Origin of the sequence: Pseudomonas pharyngis (assembly GCF_021602345.1) — a bacterium.
Taxonomy (GTDB): Bacteria; Pseudomonadota; Gammaproteobacteria; order Pseudomonadales; family Pseudomonadaceae; genus Aquipseudomonas; species Aquipseudomonas pharyngis.
Genome location: NZ_BQID01000002.1, coordinates 632,515 through 654,765, shown reverse-complemented (window position 1 = coordinate 654,765; position 22,251 = coordinate 632,515). Strand labels below are relative to the sequence as shown.

Here is a 22,251-nt window from a genome sequence, read left to right as displayed (position 1 = left end):
TTTTACCTCCATCTCAGATTTGCGTGTTTCGCATCGATCGTCGGTTGGTGAAGGCAGAGAGAGTGGTGGGTATGACCGCAAATTTTCAGGGTACACCTGAACTGATGTTCACTGATAGCATGTGGCCATTGAATAATCAGCGCTGATTTTCACATTCAATTTGGTGAACGCAATGGTCGATGCTACAGGGAAGTACTTAGACGTATATCAAAGCTGGCAGCAACACCTCTTCAACTTCAACCTGGCAGTCCGGGATACGAATACGCCGGGCTTGCGTAAGCCTCAGCTTGCCGCCCTATACGCTTCACTGGGCCACCTGGTAATGTCTCCGGCCACGACGGCAACGATCGTGATGCCAACGGGTACCGGCAAGACCGATACCATGCTTGGTCTGCTTATCGCAGGGCGGTTGGCAAGGACATTGGTGCTCGTCCCGTCAGATGCCTTGCGTTCCCAGCTTGTCGAAAAATGCCTCGGGCTGAAAAAACTTCGGGAGATCGGTGCTGTTTCTGCCACAGCACTTAACCCTGTGGTTAGGGCGATCGGCTCAGGAGTGTCGGCTGAAAATGTCCAACAGTTTGCCGAGGCGAATGTAATTGTCGCTACTCCGCAAGCATTGCAGCGATTCGACACAGAGTCGCTCCAAGCCTTGGCTGAGCTCTGCAGCCACCTGATCATCGACGAAACCCATCATGTGGCTGCCATGACATGGGGGCGGGTGAAAACCGCGTTTAAAGAGAAGCCATGCCTGCAGTTCACTGCTACGCCTTTCAGGGAGGACAATCAGCCCCTCGAAGGCAAGATTATCTACAACTACCCGTTGAAGGATGCGCAGATCGATGGCTACTTCAAGTCGATCGAATTTCACCCAGTGCGCGAATACAACCTTGAGTTGGCTGACCAAGTGGTTGCTGATAAGGCGGTAGAGTTGTTGCGAGGTGATCGAGAGCAAGGCTTTAACCACCTACTGATGGTACGCGCACGATCGCAAAAACGTGCTGAAGCCCTGTTTGAGCTCTACAAAAAGCATGAAGACCTCTCACCCATTCTCATCCACAGCAAGGTGCCGAATCGGGTCAAGCTGCTGGGTGAAATTGTCGAGAAGAAATACAAGATCATCGTATGCGTGGACATGCTGGGCGAAGGCTTCGACCTGCCAGAGCTGAAAATCGCGGCTATTCACGACCAGCATCGCAGTCCGGCCGTCACGCTACAGTTCATCGGTCGGCTTACCCGGGTTGATGACACGCTCGGCGATGCCAAATTCGTCTCAAACATTGCCAACCAGAAAGTCGATTACCAGATGGCAGTGCTTTACAAGGAAAGTGCCGACTGGAGCGCCGTGATTCGAGATGTGAGCCAAGACAAGATCGCCCGCGAAATAGAAAAAGAGACATTCACTGAACAGTTCCCGGATGATGCCGACTCCGAGGAGATCTTCGGGTTGAACCCAAACCCCAAGATCAGTGCGATCGCCTACCATGTGGAGCGCGGTCATTGGCGGCCAGAGAAAGCGAATCACTTCTCCCAGAAAAAAGAACCGCTGCAGTTCCTTTCTATCAACGACGATTCAGACACCATCATCATGGTGACCCGGCGAGAAACACCCGTCGGATGGGCTCAGACCTCGGCGATTGTGGATACGAACTGGATTCTGTACCTGGCGTACTACCACGCGCCCGACGAGACGCTCTTCATTCACTCCTCTGGTGATGAGTCGCAAGCGACGCGTTTTTTGAATTTGATTGCAAAGGATGCCAGGCGAATCAACGGCGAGCCTACCTTCCGAACCCTGCACGACATCAAGCTCATGAAGTTGCAGAACGTCGGGCTGTCCAGGACACGCAAGGATCTGAGGTTCACGATGCACGTCGGGCGGGACATCAATACCGTCATCAGTGAAATCGAGAACGGCACGGCGAAAAAGTCCAACATCTTCGCAACGGGCTATGAAGATGGACAGCGCACCACCGTTGGCTGCTCTCACAAAGGGAAGATCTGGGAGATGAACTCTTCCAGCATCATTTACTGGATTGAGTGGTGCAAGCGCGCCTCACAGAAACTCAACAATGCCACGATCAATCCTTCTGAAGTGCTCAAGGATGTGATTCGCTCGGAGAAGATTGAGGGAGCTTGGCCAACTGGACTCTTCTATGCTGATTGGCCTGAGTCCATTGCGATCGAAAACGAGCAGAAAATCTCGCTGGCGTTCAATGGTGAGATCTTCAACCTGCTTGATGTCGAGCTTGGCAAGCCTCGGAGAACTGACGATCTGACACTAGAAGTGCCCGTCATCGCCATAGCAGCAGATGGCACGGAGTGTCAGCTTCCTGACATCGCGATACGGTTACTGAACGACAGCTACAAAGTCTCCTGCCCTGGGGTGAAGATCATTTTCGCTGAAGAGAGCTCGTTAGAGCAGTACCTGGATGCGAACCCCTTGGTCCTGCTAGCAGTGGACGGTTCGATGGTCGAGGGCAATTATCGGTTTTACACACCCAATAGTTTGGACTTGAAGCTTCCGATAGCGCTGATTGAAGCTTGGGACTGGGGGACCACTCAGATCCACAGCGAATCCATGAGAGCAGCTCGTAACATGGACACCGTCCAAGGGTTCACCTACAGCCGAATCGAGGACGACTATGCATTCATTTTCAACGATGATGGCTCAGGTGAGATTGCGGATTTGGTAGCAATCAAAGAGAGCAAGGACGCAATCTTTGTTGACCTTTACCATTGCAAGTATTGCCCCCAAAAAGATGGCGAGGCTCGACCTGGCGCTCGTGTGAACGATGTCTACGAGGTCTGCGGCCAGGCCTCACGATCGGTGAAGTGGCTGCACACCGAGGAAAAATTCTTCAATCGATTGATGGGTCGGTACCAGCAATCGCTGCCGAGAGGATTCGACAGAATCCTCAAGGGTGACCCAATGGATTTGGAGCTGCTTCGCAACAAGTGCCACGACCACGAGATGATTTTCAGATTTGTGATCGTACAGCCTGCCATTTCAGCAGCGAAAATCTCCGTTGATCAGCTTGCTGTCCTCGGCACCAGTTATTCCTACATTAAGAATGTATCTGGTTCAGATGTCCGGGTCGTAACCAGTGCATAACAGAAAGGTGGGGCATCACGTTGCCTCCGGCTTCTTGGCCGGGTGAGTTTGGAGATAAGGCGGGAAGGTATTCATCGATAAGAATTTTGAGGCCTCGGAATTGGGGCAGGAGCAGGGATGGCCCAGTCAAAGAGAATCAAAGTAATGTTGTCAAGTCGTTGTAACGACCACTTTCCCGCGGACAGCGATCAAACGCTCAGCAATATCCGAGAGCAACTCAAGCGGGAGATAGAAGGCACGAAGCTGTTTGGCAAGCAGGTGTTTGAAGTCTGGATTAACGAAGATGCACCTCCCGCGGATGGCATGCAAGATAGTTGGGATGCCTGTTTGCAGGCGGTCAGGGATTGCGATGTGCTGCTGGTGCTGTCCAATGGCAATGCCGGTTGGGCTAGTAGTGACGGCGACATCGGTATCTGCCACGCGGAGTATATGGAGGGACTCGCCACCGCTCGAGGGAAGGTGCGCTTCATCGCTATGCCAAATATCCCGGCATGCGATGGCCGGGTAGCTGAGGCTGCACGTAATCAGCGCTTCCAGGCTTTTATTGCACAACAGACACCCTTCAGGGGGGGAATGGTCTCAACCGCTGAGCAGTTACGTACCCGTGTTCAGGAAGCGCTTCTGGATGCGTTGGTTGTTCTGACCCAGCGTGGAGTAACCGCTGCAGCTTCGAGTCGATTCGATATGGGCCAGGCGCTCGATTGGACACGGATGGACTTTCGTCAGCGCAAACGAGCGATGGAAACGGTGTTACTGCAGGCGCTCAATGGTGGCAAAGTCCCTGCTAGCGAAGCGTTCGCCTTTGTTCCAATTGCAGGAGTGAATATCGCTGTGCTTGTCCATGCAATCCCGGCTGCATTCACGGTCGCTGCTGCGCGTGAGTTGGTGGGTAAGCCTTTTCTGCGTGACCATGAGCATGCTGATCTATTGAAAGGTGCAGAAGGACCGTTGCATTTGATCGCCTGTCACCGTGGAGCGACGGAGACTCAGGCCACTGCGTTGTTAGGCTTTCCTGATGCTACGGTTGTCAGCGGTTCCTTCGGTATTTTTGTCGCTGATGATGTACAGAAAGTACAGTTTGCCTTCCTGGCCAACTGTCGCGATGCGTCGCAAACGCGCCATGCGCTCCAGCGTTTTAGGGAATGGTTGGATCAAACAGGTGAAGCGAAAATTCTGGCCAAGAGAGCCGCTTCACGCGCCAAGATTGTCAAAGTTATTGCCGCCGAACTTGAAGGGAGATAACAGGGATTGTTATTGCCAGCGCAAGATTGACCCAGTTACCGACATTTCACTGACCCAGGCTCCTACCTTGTGAACCATTACCAATGTTGGATTTTTGCCGATTGGTGTTGGGTCAGCGTGGCACCGGCCAGTGGGTTAATTCGTCGTTAGCGCCAACATCATACCGGGCATTTGCCAAAAGCTGCCGTGGCGACAGGCAGCAGACGGCCGATTCTGTTGAAAAAGTCGGCCTTGGTTCCCACGGCAGAAAAGTACGCGTCTGAGATTGAAATCCTTACTTTTGGCTGAGGCTTCCGGACTCAGATTTCACGTAGCAACGTGCAAAAGTTGCATTTTCCCCGGTCAATATCCGGGCAGTGTGAGCGGAGCGACTTTTTCAAAACAATCGGCCAAGAGCAGACATTCGGATAGATGCGCCTAGAGGCTGAGCATTCGCTGAGCCCATTCATACGGGTAGTCACCAATGACTGTCATATTGCATCAAACCGTCAAGGTGAATGTCGTAGGCGCGGCGAAGCAGCGAAGACATTCGGCACGCTGGGCCGAAGTGGACCACTATCTCATCCAATGCAGGCTTCGGTGACGGAGTGCTGGGTACAAATACGGTCCAATAAAGCTGAGGAGCTACATACTGGCGATCGACTGCGAGGCGTTAGCCGCTAGGCCACCGGTATGACCCTGGGCAAAGCCACTGATCAACTGCGGCATCGCCTCCAGGTCCAAGTGGGATAATGATGGTGGATAACATCTCTCCTGCGCGCTGCGCATTCAGAAATGCCCACTAGATGATGCAACGTCACTCAACCGGCAAGAATGGGTCATCAAACTCAATCTCATCTCCTCTTGATCGCAAGACATTTTCAATCTCTCTGGCCATTTGGGTCCAGATCATCCCAGCCGCCTCTTCGCTTCCAAACACCGAGAGCTTTTCGAGCCCTCTCAGAAGCCACGGAAGAAAGCTACCCAAAACACTATTAATAAACGAAACAAAGTCCTCAAAATATGTCTCAACAGATTCTGGGCTAGCTTTAGAGGTCTTTTTGCGCAGACTTTCAAATACCTGCCGCAAGTCCATATTCGAGAGTAAGTTACCGAGCATGTCCTCTACATTATCCTCCGTGACGACATTGCGATGCTTAACACCGGAGTAAATCTTTTTTAACACCTCGTTAGATTGCTCGGGTATATTATGAAATTCTCGCAATAAATCGCTATAAAGTGCTGCACCCACACCAGGCTTTAGTTGCTCCAAGTACTCTACCATCAGTCGACAAGTATCAGGCGAAAACCCGCTAAGGTTGGCTGCTTTTCCAAACTCCGTAAGCCTGATAGGGCTGTTCTTCACAGCCATAGCACCACCAGCCTGTTGATTATCAAGAATCTGATCGACAGCCTCAGAAAGGATCCGACGCACGTTATCCCCACCGTCGGTATGTCCAGCGTATGTGGACTCGGCGAGATCCGAAACAATATCATCCGCCTCCGGGTTTTCACTTATGCATGCGAGCAGCTGTGAACTGAGCGTTGCCTCAAGCATTTGTTTCCCTTGGATAGGCAGTTTATCCCACTCGCCACCCAGCGTTGATTCGATAGGATTGGAAGAAAACATCACTTCCTCCATCCGCCTAGTGTTCCTTTGACCTGGCCTTAAAGAGGGAGGCCCCATCAGGTTTTCAAAAAGAATTGTGTCGCCTTCAGCAAACGCTCCAGCTCTTCCACATCGGCCGGCGATATTGCGAAAGGTCATTGACTTCATAGCAGTGCCATCCTCACGCATGCTGCTGAGCCAATGACCTACGATTGTCCAGCGAAAAGGGAGATCAGCACCCTCGGCGAGCGTAGTTGTGGCGCAAACAACTGATAGAAGACGCGCGCGGACTAACATTTCTACCTTGCGTCGCACATCAAAAGGAAGAGAAGCATTATGGTAAGCAACACCATGACGCAAGCAATCTGCGAGATGAATAAGGTAGGGGTAATTCAGTACGATGCTATCTGCAATTTTTGAAACCTCAACGTCCTCAATGGGGTTCCGGTCTGCAGCTAGCTGATATGCAAGCAATCTCGTGTCTATTTTTCGTGCGCATACTATTAGCCCTGGCGAGCCTAGGCGGATTAAAAGGTCTTTCGCGATTGATCCAAGATTTGCTGCAGCGCTTTTTTCGTTTGCATTGGGGAATCTCGCAGGCTGAATAGCTCCAGGTAGTTTTATTTTTATCGGTTTAGAGAGTTCGTAAGTGGGGTCTTCATCGGATGGACGCAGCGCATCGTAACCATGAATCCAGTACATATCCCCATTTGCCAGGCACATAGCCAGCCGCCGTGCCGTTGGCCTCCACGCAATTTGATGTAAGTCACGCTGCTTTACCCTAAGCCAGCTGCACATCTTCATTGGCTCAGTTAAGACTGCAGAGAGCCCAATAATGCGGATCTTTGGATAGCTTTGTTGCAGCAGCAGTAATCGCGAAATGAGTCCTTCAACCCGAGCACCTCGAACCCCGTTCTCAAGTATATGGATTTCGTCAAAAATGACCGTACGTAATCGCTCGATATCTTTACCTAGGCGCAACCAACCATCAAATCGTTCAGGAGTAGCAACGACAGCCTCACTCCCGCAGGCACCTTTCAGTTTATCTGATCGAAAGCCGCCAAACATCGATACGAAAGGAACATTGTCCCCAAGCCTATTTTGAAGCGAGTCCTTCACCTGCTCGCCGACAGCAACGTAGGGAGCAACATACACACAGAGCCCACTATCTTCAAAATTTGCAGCCATACAAGCTTCAGCAACGAACGTCTTCCCTGTGCTTGTCGGCAGCGTTAACAGGGTATTTTGCCGATGGTTGGCAATCCGTCTCTTTACCAAAAGCACATGTTGCGGGGGCAGCAGGGTTACGGTGCCAGATTTTATAGAGTTTCGGACAAACCAGTCTGGAATTTCGGGAGCATCTTCCAATAGATTGATCGTTGCTAACCGCATCGCTTGATGAGCTGCCACGCGTCCACCCATTAAGAGCGCCCCTTCGGCCATGCTGCCTTGCATCGCAGCTTTTGAAAAACGCCTGAGTGCAGCTTCAAACCATTTCACGCGACGACTTTTACTGCGACTACGGAGCGCCCTGAACCAAGCATATCGAAACGCTTCAAAACGCCCCCTCCCCACGAAGCGAAGTGTCCTACTGGCGGGATTACAAAAAGCTGCGACCATCCGAAAAACAACACTTCTTCTCAGAAAGCCTGTTGATACGTCCGTCAACGCAGCGCGGGCGCTGGGGAAGTTGCCATACATGGCATAAGCAAGTGCGGCATGAAACGACAGATCATCAAGGTCCGCGTCAGCCGGAGGATCGTTCATGCGCCGAAGATGTTGGGCAGTCGATTGTAAAATACGGGCCGCAGCGGTCAGAGGTCGAGCGGTGGTTTCATCATCTAATGATTCTAGTGCATCGAGGTCTACACGCACTTGGAACGCGGTTATGCATTTCAACGCAGTCGCCACGTCATGTGGGTCCGTAGTGGGCAGAGCTGGCTTAGCCCCCCTTGCTTTAGCTGCGGATGATGCTGCGCTCTCCAGAAACGTTACCGATGCGGGGAGATTGCTCATGGCATGCTACTTTCATTGTTTGAGAGATGTATGAAGCATTTCGTAAGGCCATTAATCGCGATGCTCCACGGCTCAATGGTTTTTAAACCCCAACCCTGCTTTTGGATCTTAATGGCTACATCCCCCAATGCCTCGGATGCAGCCACATCTCCTGCAAGTCGGTCATGCACGAGAGTAGGCACCAGCTTGATGCGATCACAGTCCTTGGGATCAGGCATGAAAAGCCTACCGACTCTCTCAAGCGCCAGAACATCAAACTCATGTACCTCTTTCAGATAGCCTACAAGCCAGTTCAGCCTTTGACCAAGTGACCCGGCTACAGTTGTTTTTCCGAGGAGCTTTTCGTAGTCGTCGATTAACGCGGTGGCGTAGGTCAATTTCATCGACCCGGTAGTCTTAATCTCCATGATGTAGAGGCAATCCTTACTCTCATTTCCTGCTGGATCGAGGTGAACAATCGTGACATCCAGCCCTGGTGGAGCCCCGTCTTGTAGTGGTGTCAAAGCCCCCACAAGCGCTACGGTGTACCCGTTTTTCTTTCCGTAAAGGCCACTTTCACGCGCTACTTTGAAAGACAGGAACTCTCCGAGATTACCTTTCCTACCAGTCTCGAGCTTCGTGATTTTTGGCGGCCACGCTTTAGTCACTTCTGTCAGTTGGCCATGTATCCATTCATAAAAAGCTGCGCAGTCAGGGTTACCTCGAACAAACTGAATTTGGTAACCACTCGACGATTTTTTTTGCACGCGGGTAAAGGCCATCGGCATCAGACTTCCTGTTTAAATGCTTAGCCATTGCTGCGTGAGCAAGGCCTCCATTTTGCCATCATAGCGCGACCGCCAGAGGGTGTGGTTAGGTATTCCAGATGACTGGCCTTCTGTGACGCCAGACCACGATTGGGACCGATGGCTGCTTTGGGTCGGTTCGCGACAGCTTGGTTTCGACCGTCGCTAGACCTATTTATAGTCAAACCTCAGTCTGTTCCGCCATCTCCAGGGCGTCATCGACCTCAATTCCCAGATATCGAACGGTGCTCTTCAGCTTCGTATGGCCGAGCAGCAGTTGAACCGCCCACAGCGTCCGCAGGAAGTCGAAGAGCTGTATGCTCAACGGGGCGTGTAGTAGATTGCGTCCAGAAGCGCTGCGCGTCCCAACCAGATTTCGGCGTCAGCCGCATTGCTCGGCTGCGGATGTCTCCACCACGGATCACCGTGCATCGGCTCAATGATGCGCTGCCAGTAGTTCTCCAGGTTCGTTGTGCTCGGGCTGACACCGAAGTTTTCGCACAAGTCCTTTCGGTTGGCCGAATCGATGCACACGAATGCGTCAGGCCGCTTCATCGCCAAGAGCCTAGTCGCGGTCGGTAGTCCGCCGACTCGCCCGTCCTGATCGAAGGCTGCTCTGAACGCTTTGCAGTAGCGGTCGTAGTCGTCCTGCGTGACCGCGCCCATCAACGGGATGAAATCGAGGGCGTGGGAGAGACCTGTGGGCGCTTCGATGACCAGGTTCGCGAACGTCCCACTTGCGCCCATGCTCCCGAAAAGCCCGTAGTCCACGCCTGGCTGCTGAGACTTCTTGCGCCCGAGAGTGCCGGCGACCAGCTTGCGGTCGTCCTTGTTCCACTTCGCGTAGGGTATGCCAGTCGCGAAAAGGGCGCGAGCCTTTGTCAGAACGCCCAAGCGCTCCTTAAACAGGTGCGCAGACGGGTGTGATGAGCTTCGGACCTGCACGAGGTAGTCCGCCCAGCTCATGTCATGTGGCGCTCGCTTGGTATTCGGCTTAGAAGGTGGCCGAACGTCAGCGAACTTGATCAGTTCCTGTCGCGCAGCCGTCTTAGCTGCGTACTGGTGACGGTACCGAAAGAGGAACTCGTGAGAGATGTCCTCCGCCCCTTTCCACGCTTCTGCGACGAAGCGACTGAGGTCTACTAGCGCTGCATCGTCGAGCGAGCCATCAAGCAGCACGCTCGCCTCGACGTTTCGGCTCATCGCCGCCTTCGTGAGATTCGGGCTCCCGACCACGCAGCGTATGCGTTGCCCGTTACGAAACAGGTAGACCTTCGGGTGGAACAGATCGCCCGTAGGAGGAACGACGGCTGCGGCCGCTAGTGCTGCAGCCCGCTCAAGCACCTCGGGTTGCGTCTGGAACATATGAGTGCCGACAACGAAGTGCTCGAACTTCGAGCTGTCTTTCATCGCTGCCTCGAAGACCGCGTTCTCGGTAGCCCAGGCTACTGCCCATTGCATCGACTCGCAGTTCTCAACCAGCGCTATGAGTGTCGACTGCGTCCGCGAAGCCGACAGGAACTTCACATCCATCTCTGCTTTTCCTCGTGCTTCTATTGAACTAAGTCTGGTGCGCTTCTGGGAAACGTCAGGAGAGGCGGACTGCTCGTGCAGCGACCGGCATGTAGAGCCATCGCTCGCTCACGGGCTTGCCGGTTGCGTTGAGAAGGGCATGACCGTAGGACTCGAGCTGGGGGCCGTGCTCGGCCACCAGGTCCTCGTCTCTGGCTGAGCCTCCGGGGTTCGACTTGTGGTCCAGGAGAATCCAGCCGTCTGGCAACTCCACCAGCAAATCGATGCGGCCCCTGATACGAGTGCCGTTCGGGCCATCTGCTTCGATGGGTACCTCGACGTAAACGGGACAGTCGGGCCAGCGCTTGGCTATCCAAGCTTGGAACGCTGAGGTCTGAGTGCACACGGCATCCTTATCTACAGAACCAGCCACGGCCCAGGTCTTCAGAATGCCCTCGACGTCAGGGGGAGAAATACCGCCAAGCACGCCGGCGCGTGCGATACACAGGTGAAGCGCCGTGCCCAGCGATGCCATGTCGGGCTTGCCTGCCAGGCTTAGCCGAACTCCGACGGCGTCGGTCTCGACAACCGTGAATGCACCGCCCGAAGCAGAACTCGGTCGGTGCCACAAAGGTTCGGCCTGCACGCGCGGACGAGTTGCAAACCAGTGGCAAGCCTCGGAGGCTTTGGCAGGTGGTTCCGTTGAGCACTCATCCTTGTTCCAGGACTTAGATAGCCTGGAAAGCTGCTTGCCTTCGGAAGTCGTTATTATTTCTGAGTCACCGAACAACAGCTCGGCTGCACCTTTAATCTCGCCGACCCAGGCGCGGCCCGGCCCTGACCTGCGTACGAAAGATAGTGCGACGTTCATGTCACGTGCGCGGGTCAGGCCCACATATAGCAGACGCTTGTTCTCCGCCAAGGCCTCTGCCTGCATGGCTTGGCCAGTTACGCTGGCTTCGGCATTGAGTGCGGCTTGGGGCTGGGACCGCTTGCCCCAGGTCTTCAGCCAGCAGTGTACAAAGCGGTTGGCGAGCGGCTGCTGCGGATCGAAGCCCCCAACTGTCCTCGCGCGCACGCCCCAAAGTGAACTGCGTGCTGTCGCATCGAGGCTTGTCAGCACAACGATTGGCCACTCCAGCCCCTTGGCCCCGTGATAGGTGAGGACTGAGACCGAGTTGTCTTCTGAAATGGCCCGGTTATCGTCCTCTGCGCTGGCGAGTTCGTCTAGCCAACGAAGCATGCCGCTGACGGTCGCCGGTCGCTTCGCGGCGACACACTCGTCCTCGAAAGTCTTTCCGAGCTCGACCAGTGCCTCGACATTGGACAGCCTATTGCGGCTCTCGTGAGGGGAGGTGGACCATTCGCCGACCCGCCGCACTACTTGGGACTCGGCAGCAGCAAGTCGCAGTACTTCCTGTGGCGTCAAAGCCATTAGCGTTGGACGCAGCTCTTCCAATCGGGCCAGTAGCGGATGGGCGCTCTCACCCTTCGTCAGCCACTCGTGTGACCTCACCCCATCGGTGGCTAGGTATTGCAGCCTGTCTGCTAGCCAGGTCTCGATCGGAGTGCCATCGGCCAGGGTTAGTACCAGCGCCGTGGCGACGGTGTCGGTTGGGTCGTTCATGCGCCTCACACAGGCCATGACATAGATGGCTTCGGCAGTTCCCAATAAACCGGAGCGTGGGCTGGCTGACGGGATGCCCCAGCGGGTGAGCGACGTAACGGAATATTCGACCTGGTCGTTGTAGCGACAAAGCACTCCGATATCGCCGGCCTGAATCGGACGGAGCTCCTCGGTGTCCTTGTCTTCGACCTTGACCCCGGACTCCAGCAGCTCGCGGATGGCCTGGCCAAGACATAGGTAATCCGAGTCGTTTCGGCTGCTCTCGAAGTTCCAGTTCAACAGCGCGGGCTGGTCCGGAATGTCCTTGCGCAGTGGCTGCAACCGAACCTGTTCGGGCGTCAGCTCAGGCTCGAACGCAGAGATGAATAGACCATTAGTGAGCGAGACCAGGCTTTCGTTGGAGCGCCTGGAGGTGTCCAGGGCCTTCCCTACGATTCCGCCCCAGCCCTTGATGGCGTTGAGAACGCCGGAAATGAGGCTTGCGTCAGTTCCGCGAAAGCCATAGATAGCCTGCTTGGGGTCGCCGACCCACACCGACTTCTTAGCCAGCTTGGCCAGCTCGATGAAAAGCGCTAGCTGGAGAGGGCTGGTGTCCTGGAACTCATCAACCATGATGAGATCCAGTTCTGCCGCCAAGACTTCCCGGACAGATGGCTTTGTTCTCAACGCACGTAGCAGCAACACCTCTTGGTCGCTGAAGTCGACGGCACCCAGCGCCTTCTTAGCCTGCTCGTAGGCATTGAGAACGTCGGCGGCGAGGTTGAATATCTGGTCAAGGTACTGGCGGACTTCGGCATGAAAGGCCGGGTGAGACTCGTGGACCTGCGCAGCGGATTTGACTGGCGCCACGATATCTCTGACCTTGGCGCCAGCGTCAAATCCGGCTGCGCCGATCCAGTCGGGCCAGCACCAGCGGCCTTCACGGAAGAGTCGATCTAGCTTCTGGAGTCCCTCTAGGCCTTTTAATAGGTTGTCTGCAACTTTGGCATCGACAGCTTGCTGCTGTTCTACGTATGCCGCTACCCCCTTGTGTGCTTCGGCCAGCGCAGTCGCCAATGCTTCGGTTGGGTCCAGCCCCGTAGCCGGAGCAGGCCAATTCGTGAGCATCGCGTCCGCGTTCTGGGAACCCATCACTCGAAGCTCCTCCGGTCCAATATCGTTGTCGAGTGCGGCCTTAACGACAGCCTCAACAGTCTTGGACCAGTCCGCCTGCTCGATGCCGAACCGCTCTGTGAGCCGAACAAGCTCCGTTTGAGCGTCGGCTTCCATCGACTCGGCAAGTGTAGCTTTGAGCAGTCTCTTGGATTGACCTTCGCCCAGGACAGTCTGGTCGGGAGACAGGCCCAGCTCAAAGCAGAACCGCTTGAGCATCTGGCCGCAAACGCTATTGACGGTGCCCAAGCGGGCCTGGCCGATAGCTGTGGCCAGGTCGATACGTCCATTTTCAAGCAGCCAGGAGCGGGCACGTTCGCGCAGTTCGGTAGCGGCCTTCACGGTGAAGGTCGTGGCCAATATGGCGTGAGGGCGCGCTGTGCCCGATTCGAGAGCTTGAGCGAGTGTTTCGGTCAGCTTGTAGGTCTTGCCACTGCCGGCGCCTGCACTGATGAATTCGATGTTGTTCATCATTTCCAGCCTCCCAGCAAGATAAGGTGATCTCGGTCCCATTTGTTTGGACCGTTGACCGGAAGGGTCCCCTCAGGGCCTTGGAACTCGTCACTCGGATCTTCCGGAACGACTTCGATGGTCCCCGCATCCAACTGCTGCTTGCGCCACTCCCACGTGGTGCGGGTACGGTCTAGTAGGTTGGAGACGGTTACGCCGTCGGGCGGTCTTCTGACTTGCGCTTTTGGGAAAATGTCGGCAGCGGTGATGTACAGTCCCCCGCTTTCCAGGATGAAATAGCCAAGCGCGGCGGGTGCGACACCGCTTGTTTGCTCTATGAGGCTGGAATAGAGCGCCAACTGTAGGTGCTCACCAGAGCGAAGCAGCCCGGCGTAGTAGGTATCGCCTCTCCACTTTATGTCCACGGCGACAGTTCGCTTGTCACCAAGCGTGACCAAGAGATCAATTTTGCCGATCAGCGGAACTGCTCCCAAGGTTCCTCTGAACTCCACCTCAGTCTGAACCTGAATGGCACCTGCGAGCCTGAGGTGATCGAGGAGACTACCTATGGCTCGTTCGCAAACCTTCCGGAAGTGTTGCTGCGTTACCCCCGCGCCCTGCATGAGTAGTACAGCGCCTTCAGTCAGCAAGAGCGAGTCGGCTTCGGCGCGGAACCAGGCAACGGCATCGGCGTTTGACCAACTCAGGGCATCGTTGTGCGCGAAGAGTTTCTCGAGCACCCGATGAGCGAGGATGCCCAGCAGGCGGTTGCCCTCATCCACCCCCAGGACTGAAGTAGGATCTAGCTTCGCCACTCGTTTCAAAACGAATAGGGCCGCGTCATTGAAGAGCTCGTTGAGCGTAGTAAACGACTGTGAGGCGTCGCCGAGCTGCACGGGATGAGGGAGTTGGATGTGTCGTGGAATAGCGGGCAGCGACTGACGTGCAAGCACCTCGGCAGTTACCCCGAGAAGTGTGGAGTTGAGTGCAATGTCCAGGTCAAGCGAAGCGGACTCGATATCCGGTACGAGCTTCTTAAGAAGCTGGCGAATCGGATGTACTTCTGAACCGGGGGGAGGGTAGACGATGATGAATCTTTTTCTCGCAGCAAGTAGTGGCCGCAGCCACTTCAGTGCTAACGATACAAGCTCACGCGCCGGGTCTCGCAACTGCACACCTAATTGAGTCAGAGCATTCACCTCGGCAGGAGACCAAGGCAGAGGTGAGGGCAGGGCAGGCGTAGATGGCATCCACCAGATCACTTCATCAGCGGCTTCGATGCACGCGGCTGCCGTGCTGGTCGAGCGCATGCAGCCGACATGGGAAACCGCAGCGGGGTTGGTTGCCCCGGCGGGCGTGGCGTGGGCGACCAACTGCTCGACTTGCCGAGGCAGCACCGTGGCCAACCCTTGCCGAGCCAGCTCGATCAATGCTTCATGGACGGCCGCACATTGGCTATGCGCTGCCGTGAAGCTCGCCGCATCAGCGGATTCACCTGAAAGGCGAAGCCGCATAGCCTCCTTCATCCGGGCGACGCGAGCAATCAGTGCATCGACCGGCACTCCATCGGTGCGTGACCAGCGCTCTGACTCCAGCCAGAAGTTAATTTCATCTGCTACTTCCTGGGCATCGTTACCCGCTGCGATCTTGGCCTTAGCCGCCGTCCAGGCGTCGCTCCCAATTCCAGGCTGCTTGGCGACAGCACGAGCGAGCCTGCCTCTCGCAGGACGGCTGAATGGGCCAACTGGGTGCGTCAGGAAATCCAGCAGTCGGTTCATGTCTATTGGTTCCCAGCACATTTCCAAGGCAAGGATTAGTGCCTGTAGGGCTGGGCGGAGCTGACTAGGGCGTTCGAACCCGCAGTTGACCCCGCCGGTCGCGGACAGCGACACGTCTAGCGAGTCGCCGGCCTCCTCTGCCAGGATCAGCCGGTCACCGGGCTGGTGCGAGTGCTGTGCGCTCAACCAGTGTTCGGCGGTCGTGGCCGCGAGAGCATGCACTAGCAAGACGCTCCCGTCGGTCTGCACGGTCAGATTGCCCGCGGAGCCTCCAGCCAGAACGGTTAGGGCTTGCTCTTGCAACGCACGAAGTTGGCCTTCTCCCTGTGGCTCGGGAAGTCGGACTTCGACCGCTGGCAGGCGCTCGAGCACCTGCCGCCAGAGAAGCGGGAAGTCCTCGGGCGGGTCAACCAGGTGAACTGACTTGATGGGGCCGGGGCCGGACGCACTCAGAGCCTGCATCACCAGGTGCAAGCGCTCGGCCTCTCCGGGCGGCAGCGTTTCGAGAGCTGCCTTTTCAATGGAAGCAAGCTCCTGGATTCGCGAAGGATGCTCTGGATTCGCGCTGCCGTCCCAACCGCCAAGCCGCCACTCGTCACGCCAGGCCAGGAGGCGCGCGGCCGTACCGATACTGTCGGCCTTCAGGGACTCACTGTAGAAGCGCGAGTTGTTGTCATGGACACGCAGCAGGCCAGAGTAGATGGCCACGCGTCTGGCCTTGGACGCTTCTGGCGCGCTTAGACCAAGGTAGGTCTCCAGCAGGGACAGAAATCCGAGGCGGCCGACTATCGGGGTGTTGAAGAAGTTCGTCGGGGACGGACCCTGACGGGAGTCCAAGAAAAGGCCAAAAGTGATGTGCATGCTGCAGTTGACTCCCTGAAGGCAATCGAATGCAGGCGTCCTATTGCATCTTGTTCCCCTGCTCCTAGTCGACAAGACTAACCGAAAGCAACCATTCACGTACGACGGAAAATTGATGAGAACGGCTGTCAGACCACGACTGCCTGTGTGTCAGATATCGCAGCAAGGCAGACACGGGGCCGCGCCTACGGAATTTCCGCTCTTTACCGTTAGCAGCCTTTCTCCAGCTACCCATCGCGTAACGCTCTCTAGCGCTAGGCGACCCGAGGTGGTGATTGAGCCGTTCCTACCTGCCCCTGAAGAGGGAGCGCGATTGCAGAGGCTCATCACAGCCGCTCTCCGGGTTGGACAAGTGGTCGAGGTGGATGGCCGCAGTGTCGATTCGCTTCACCCTGGGGCATGAGCGGTTACTGTGCTTGACAACTTGGGGGATGTGATAGTTCGAAAGCAGGTGTAGTTGTGGCTAAAGCATCGAGTTGAAAAAATATGAGGCCGCAAAGACGGTTATTGATCTAGAAAGGAATGAGCGCCGAGGATGAATGCTGGCGAGTACTCGCGATACAGAACGTCGTAGGGATCCATTAGCCTGCCATGGAAATTTACTATTTTTCGAGTTTAAGAAAGGGGTTATCGGCAGGCATGGACCCAGCTTCGAAAAATAGTGCTGGGTTTTCTAGAAGATAGCCTTTGAGTTTTGCCTTCTTCCTGGGGCCTTCGACCTGACAGAGCCAGATATTCAAACCATCGTCGCGCTTTTTGTGGGTCTTCAGCCTCTCGAACTGTTTCTGCACCCATCGCCATTCTTCACCTTCGTAATAGGCACCCATTGATATGCCCGGAAACTCCTGAACATAGCGCTGAAAAATGCCAGGAGTGACCAGAAATACGCGGCCACTCACCGTGTGCACCTTGGCCTTGCTGTCGTTGATGATCAGCTTGTGACTCTGGATACCTTCCTTGACCCAACTCAGGAAAACCTGGCCAGAGTTATCCGAAGCAGGATCTGAGATTTCGTGAGCACTTTCTAAAGGTGAACGATTGGTCTCGGGTTCTGTTATTTCGAACATGTCCAGCAACGTTCCTAAATAGTCGTCATCTTCCATAGCTAGTGAATCAGGTTGCGATTGGCTTCGAGTTGATCGTGTATTGACTGCCGTGGGAGGTGAGGGGGATGGCGGACCGTCAGGTTGCTGGTCATTGGTTGCAACGCTCACTGTTCCGCTGAACGCCTCAGGCCGGTCTTCATCACCCCAAATCAGTGCCGGCTGAAGGCGCAGAAAGGTGAAAGTCTGCTGCCAATTTCCCTGTGTCACAAGCGCAGTCCAGATGGCTTTGCCATCCGGCGTGGACTCAACCAATCCATGTGACTGCAGCTCGTCGAATACCGCGAGGTTGGACGAGGGAATGCCTTCAATCGATTGCGACAGCAGATAGGCTCGTAGCTTGTCCGTGACCGTCTTGCTGACGAGCCAGAGTGCGTCCTGGGTCAGCCATCCCGTGGCACCCGGCTGGTTGAGTTTCAGCTCGTGCTGAACCAGATGACGCAGTCCGCTAATCAAGTGATATTGCAACGAATGAGTGTGCGCTTGTAATGCCTTGCTTGGGTTACCGCCGATGTTCTGCGCGGTGGAGACGCGGTCGGCTTGAATCACCAACTCCCCCAGCACGCCGGCACGTTCGTACTGACCCGCCAGGACATACAGTAGACCGGCCCACAGTGACGGAAATCCACTGAGCCAATCGAGGATGGGGCTATCGAGAATCTGGTTGTAGAGCAAGCCCGCGGCGGCGCCGTGCAGGTGGTAGTCGCGACCCTTGATGTAACGAAAACGGTAGGGCTGATCCAGTGAGCCCTGCCAGGGATGCCAAAGACGGCCATCTTGGCGTTCGACCAACAGGTCCACGGCGATCTTGCCTATGTCATGGAGAAGCGCGCCATAGGCGATGCCTGCGGACCAGGCGTCAGTCTGGGCAGCTTGGTCTTCAGGCGCGGCACCGGTGGGAAGTAGATATAACTGACGCAGTTTCAAACTGCAGGCGACCAGCTCCAGCCCATGGTCAAGCATGCCACCAAGATACGCATGGTGGTGTGTTTCGCTGGCCGGGAGTTGCTGGACCTGTTCGGCGTAACGATGTATAGGATTTAAATAGAGCTGGCTGAACTGCGCGTGGGAGAGGGCGGTGTACTGCCAAATCCGATCAAGCAACTGACAGCGGTGGTCCGCCGCTAACAGGCTGTGGGCCGACTCAACGGGTAGGTAGCCTTCGGCGACGTTGACGGTCGGTGGCGGAGGTGGCTTCTGCTTTTTGTGGCGAAACAGACTGAGCATCGTGACCCCCGGGAGGTGGCTGGGTCAGTGGCCTTTTAGCCTTTTCGGATAGAGCTCTTACCCTTGAGTCCCCATTCCCTTCCAACCCTTACCCGTCCTTTTTGGCTCGTGTCCCTTTGCGCGGCAATCGGGATATCGATACTGCTACACATCGTTTTGTTGGGGCTGGTACGAAAAAGAAAAGAGTCGGTACACTACGGTGCCTATTTTTTGGGTCTTGCCATGAACCTCACTGACGCCACGCTTGTGCTGTTGCTCGCGGCACGTATCCATGGGACCGACGAAGCCGTCAGGGCCTCGGCGAAGAGCGTGGTCAAGAAGTTGCCGCGCAGCAAACGCGATCTGATCTACAAAGTGATCGATAGTCGAAGTCCGCTTGAGCTGGTGGATTTTCTGGCGCAGAACCTGGATGCGGAATGACAGGCTGCGGGTGTGTGCGCTCTCTGATTCTTTGCATCAGTGCCCCGTGGCATGGGGCTTTTTCCGGGCGCAGAAAAAAGGGCTCAACTCGCGTTGGGCCCTGTGAAGCGATTGGAACGGTGAGGTAACGATTAAGCTCCATCGTTCATGCATAGCGAGTCATCCAAGACTACTTGCCCCAATTGCTGCTTCAGGTTTAGTACATACTCCGAGGCGCTTCGGGCGTGGCCACTGGCACGAAAGATTGCGCGCTTGTCAGCCTTGAGCAGGCTGAGCCAGGAGTCGATGTAGCCCTCGTGCCTCAGCTCTCCCTGTATACCGGCGTAGGCACATAAAAACGCCGCGCCCATTTCGGCGATCAACTCCTCAAATGCGTAGCCTGGCGAGCCGAACGGACAGGCTGACGTCACGCCTTCGCGTTGCAACCGAGCGTGATGCCCGGTCCAGTGCGTCAGCTCGTGAAGTGCGGTGGCGTAGTACCCACCTTCATCGTGGAATTGCGCTTTTGTCGGCAGTTGGATGAGATCCCTGATCGGGTGGTAAAAGGCTTCGTCGGCAGGCCGATGAACGATGCGTGCACCTGAACTTAACAGCAGATTTTCCGCGGCGCTGTTGGGCTGGAAGGGATCGCTCTGTTCCGTCTCGAGCAGGGTGTCATTGAGCATTTCGAGCCCCTCCGTTTGCTCGATGTTGAACAGAAAATGTATCCTGAGAATGCAGAAGTGAGCGACCTTGGGCTGACCGTTTTCATCGAGTACGGGTTGGCCTGACTCGGTCTGTTCCTCGCGCTCCATCGGCTTGTAGAGCACCGCCAGAGTGCTGTGCTCACCCTTACGAATGTGCCCACCGGTCTTTTTGGCTTGGTTGAAGGTCAGCCAACGATCTTGAGTGAAGCCCTGCAACCTGGCCTCGGCCCAGAGCAGCGGTAAATTGATGCCCGAATACGGACGTCGCGTGATGGCGTTGATGGGGTAGGGTTGATGACCGATGTAAGCGGAGCCACTTGAGGACCAGGGTTTGATCCAGGGAACAACGCCTTGGTCTAACGCGGTAACGATCTTGTCTGTCACGTCTTGGTAGATATCGCGCATGGCAATTTCCTCGAGAGCAAAACGGAGGAACGCCTTGCCCGTCGGGGGAGGGTTCCCCGGTTGGGTGATGGGTTGGATTGATGCAGGTCCTGCATACCGTCCGAATGTGGAGGTGGGCGCCGCCCATTGCACTTAGCGTTGGTGTTCTGCTGCAAGCGCTATCAGCAAGGCGGCAGGCTGACCCGGTTCTTGGAGTAGGCTCAGACTCAATTGCAGCAACGGGTCTTGGTCTAAGCGATCGGTTGGTTCAATGTGGATTACCTCGAACAGCACGTAAGGCTTGTGTGGAAAGGCCAGGTGGGCTTCGAAGGCTGCGCGCAATACGTGGCTCAACCGATCGACCTGCAGCTTCTCAGCGTGATCGGATTGCTCTAGCAGTACTGCGCGTTGCCACGCGCCAGGGGTGAACACGATGGGCAACCGAAGGGTGTTCAGTGGTTCCGGTGTAAGTGAATCGGGCATGGTATGTCTCCGTTGAAAACGCGAAGAAACCTGTCCTGTGCGGGGAAAGATTTCCCCGCAGTGGGTTGAAGAAAATCAAGAGGGCTTATCTCACGAGCAGCGCTCGAAAGGTGCTCAGGAGAGCAGTAGGCGTTCATCACCGTAGCAACGGTCACCGTGCGAGCCACCGAACGCTAATCGCACTTGGGGAGAACCATCACCGAAGTGACGTAGCCTTGAAGGTTCTGGCTACCTGGGAAAGTGCTGCCGATAACAGCGATCCGTACCTCGGGTTTAGCCGAGCTGTTCGCGAATAGCAACGAGATAAACCAACACGTTAGACGAACTGAGTCTACTGAAAGCCAGCCTTGTTTTTTCGACCGGATTGACTGACAAACGGTTAGGCTTGGAGCGGTACCGGCAAGCTTCTAAAGGGTGTGATACTAGGGTGATGATGTTCAATGAAGTTGTATGAAAATGTGGTTATCGGAAATTTTCTCTACGGGCTGGGGTTCGCTCTTGGTTCACAGCTGAGATCCGGTCAGTTACCAAGCATGGTGAACTTGCTTCAACAAACGCCAGACGATAAACGATTGGGGGATTTGCTGATGGCATTCCCCGGCACAGTACGTTTGATCGAGTTTAAGACTGAGGCTAACAAGTCAAAAAAAGAGGCTGGTCGTCACCAGTTTCTATCTCGAATTTTTTCCGAAAAATTGGACGAATTGCCTGATCTACCAGGTACTTCGCGGCGGGTGCATTGGTACATCGAAACGGCGCCTCTTCCCAGCGCTGCACTGTCGGCACGCATTGAACCCTACCTCGATGCGTTTGGCGACGGCGCCAGGCAACGGCCTAAGTCAACCGAGAGGTTCCAAAATTTTATCGAGGAGCTGGCTGTTGGCATTCTGCAACGCAGATCGGCTGAGATCACAAGGGCTGAGCGCGACTACATCGATCTGGTGCGGCTTGCTCAAGGGCCAGAGGAGACCGGAACAGGCGGATTGGTGCTTGTGGCCGGCAGCGGTGGAAGTCTGCATTTCGCCGCCTTACAGGATTTGATGGATTTGAACCTATCCCACAAACAATGGATCGAGTACAGCCAGGAGCGATATCTTTCCCTTCAGAGAGAGATGAAGCAACCAGGTCATGAGATGCCCGATCTAAAAGGTCCAACTTTAGGAAGATATTGATGGCCGGAACAAGTCAAGAGCAAGCGCACGATCGAAATTTTCAGGCCCTCTTTGGCGCGGCTCGCAAAGTTCTCGAAGCTGTAGAGATCGATGAGAGCAAGTCTCGACGGGCTACTGATGCGTTGCGTGAGCTGCAGGATAGCGTCGAAAAGAAGCTGGTTCGACTGGAGGCTGGCGTCAAGCAGAGTATCGAGAGTTCTGCACAGTCAACTGCGAATCAAGCTGCTGAGCTGTTGAGCAAGAGATTCACGGAGGCAGATGCTGCCGCTCAGCGGGCTGCTGAACTGTACAACATGGCAGCAAAAAAATTGAATAGCAGGCGTTGGCTCTACTTCCTGTCGGCGCAGGCTACGATCCTTGCATTGGTAGTAGTGTCTCTTTATTTGTGGGTGCCGTCATTAGACGAAATAAAAGCGCGTCGAGTTGAAGTTGCGAGACTGGGCGAATTAGCTAGTCGGGTTGAGTGGTCGAAATGCAATGTTGGGAACGGTCAGACGCGCGATTGCATACGCACGGACGAATCGGAGCATACGGACATTTTCGGAGACCGCACAAAGGGCAAGACCTATCGCATACCAAAAGGTTACTAACCGTTTACTGGTCCTATGCCTGACGGAATGCGATATGGGTGCGGCGCTCAACGCGACGCCCAT

General features: G+C 55.3%; 13 protein-coding genes. 5 read left to right on the top strand and 8 right to left on the bottom strand.

Going from position 1 to position 22,251, the window contains the following annotated elements; all coding sequences use genetic code 11:
• The first annotated feature begins 172 nt into the window (after nucleotides 1-172).
• Nucleotides 173-3,112 carry a DEAD/DEAH box helicase gene (locus tag L6D74_RS06525; RefSeq protein WP_236188321.1) on the top strand — a complete coding sequence of 980 codons (2,940 nt, stop codon included), beginning with the start codon at nucleotides 173-175 and terminating at the stop codon, nucleotides 3,110-3,112.
• Nucleotides 3,113-3,229: 117 nt separating this feature from the next.
• Nucleotides 3,230-4,354, top strand: coding sequence for a DUF4062 domain-containing protein (locus L6D74_RS06520; RefSeq protein ID WP_236188320.1), 1,125 nt, complete (start codon nucleotides 3,230-3,232; stop codon nucleotides 4,352-4,354).
• Between the two features lie 796 nt (nucleotides 4,355-5,150).
• On the opposite strand, the gene L6D74_RS06515 is transcribed toward L6D74_RS06520, so the two are convergent.
• The 6 genes from L6D74_RS06515 to mobH form a co-directional block, all read right to left on the bottom strand.
• Complete coding sequence (locus L6D74_RS06515) at nucleotides 5,151-7,958, bottom strand: DEAD/DEAH box helicase (protein ID WP_096134205.1); 2,808 nt, start codon at nucleotides 7,956-7,958, stop codon at nucleotides 5,151-5,153.
• Entirely contained in the window at nucleotides 7,955-8,725 is a 771-nt protein-coding gene (locus L6D74_RS06510) for a hypothetical protein (protein ID WP_192874387.1), read from the bottom strand. Before L6D74_RS06510 ends, L6D74_RS06515 begins: the two co-directional genes overlap by 4 nt.
• Nucleotides 8,726-9,064: 339 nt before the next feature.
• Nucleotides 9,065-10,276 (bottom strand): phospholipase D family protein, encoded by a 1,212-nt coding sequence (locus L6D74_RS06500; protein ID WP_096134206.1) that lies wholly within the window; start codon nucleotides 10,274-10,276, stop codon nucleotides 9,065-9,067.
• Between the two features lie 55 nt (nucleotides 10,277-10,331).
• Nucleotides 10,332-13,508, bottom strand: a complete 3,177-nt coding sequence (locus tag L6D74_RS06495) for a UvrD-helicase domain-containing protein (RefSeq protein ID WP_236188319.1) — start codon at nucleotides 13,506-13,508, stop codon at nucleotides 10,332-10,334.
• On the bottom strand, nucleotides 13,505-16,123 hold the full coding sequence (locus L6D74_RS06490) for a PD-(D/E)XK nuclease family protein (RefSeq protein WP_236188312.1): 2,619 nt from the start codon (nucleotides 16,121-16,123) through the stop codon (nucleotides 13,505-13,507). Before L6D74_RS06490 ends, L6D74_RS06495 begins: the two co-directional genes overlap by 4 nt.
• Nucleotides 16,124-16,725: 602 nt before the next feature.
• Entirely contained in the window at nucleotides 16,726-18,453 is a 1,728-nt protein-coding gene (gene mobH, locus L6D74_RS06485) for a MobH family relaxase (RefSeq protein WP_236188311.1), read from the bottom strand.
• Between the two features lie 222 nt (nucleotides 18,454-18,675).
• Between mobH and L6D74_RS06480 the strand changes: the two genes are divergently transcribed.
• Entirely contained in the window at nucleotides 18,676-18,873 is a 198-nt protein-coding gene (locus L6D74_RS06480) for a DUF7740 domain-containing protein (RefSeq protein ID WP_007901093.1), read from the top strand.
• 131 nt (nucleotides 18,874-19,004) lie between these two features.
• Here the strand turns inward: L6D74_RS06480 and L6D74_RS06475 are convergent, their stop codons facing one another.
• On the bottom strand, nucleotides 19,005-19,964 hold the full coding sequence (locus L6D74_RS06475) for an ArdC family protein (RefSeq protein ID WP_236184624.1): 960 nt from the start codon (nucleotides 19,962-19,964) through the stop codon (nucleotides 19,005-19,007).
• A gap of 132 nt (nucleotides 19,965-20,096) precedes the next feature.
• On the bottom strand, nucleotides 20,097-20,426 hold the full coding sequence (locus L6D74_RS06470; RefSeq protein WP_236184622.1) for a hypothetical protein: 330 nt from the start codon (nucleotides 20,424-20,426) through the stop codon (nucleotides 20,097-20,099).
• Between the two features lie 440 nt (nucleotides 20,427-20,866).
• On the opposite strand from L6D74_RS06470, the gene L6D74_RS06465 reads away from it, so the two are divergent.
• Together L6D74_RS06465 and L6D74_RS06460 are read left to right on the top strand one after the other, a co-directional pair.
• Nucleotides 20,867-21,598: a hypothetical protein gene (locus L6D74_RS06465; protein ID WP_236184620.1), complete on the top strand. Its 732-nt coding sequence runs from the start codon at nucleotides 20,867-20,869 to the stop codon at nucleotides 21,596-21,598.
• Nucleotides 21,598-22,188, top strand: a complete 591-nt coding sequence (locus L6D74_RS06460) for a hypothetical protein (protein ID WP_126589252.1) — start codon at nucleotides 21,598-21,600, stop codon at nucleotides 22,186-22,188. The genes L6D74_RS06465 and L6D74_RS06460 overlap by 1 nt, the downstream gene beginning before the upstream one ends.
• Nucleotides 22,189-22,251 lie beyond the last annotated feature (63 nt).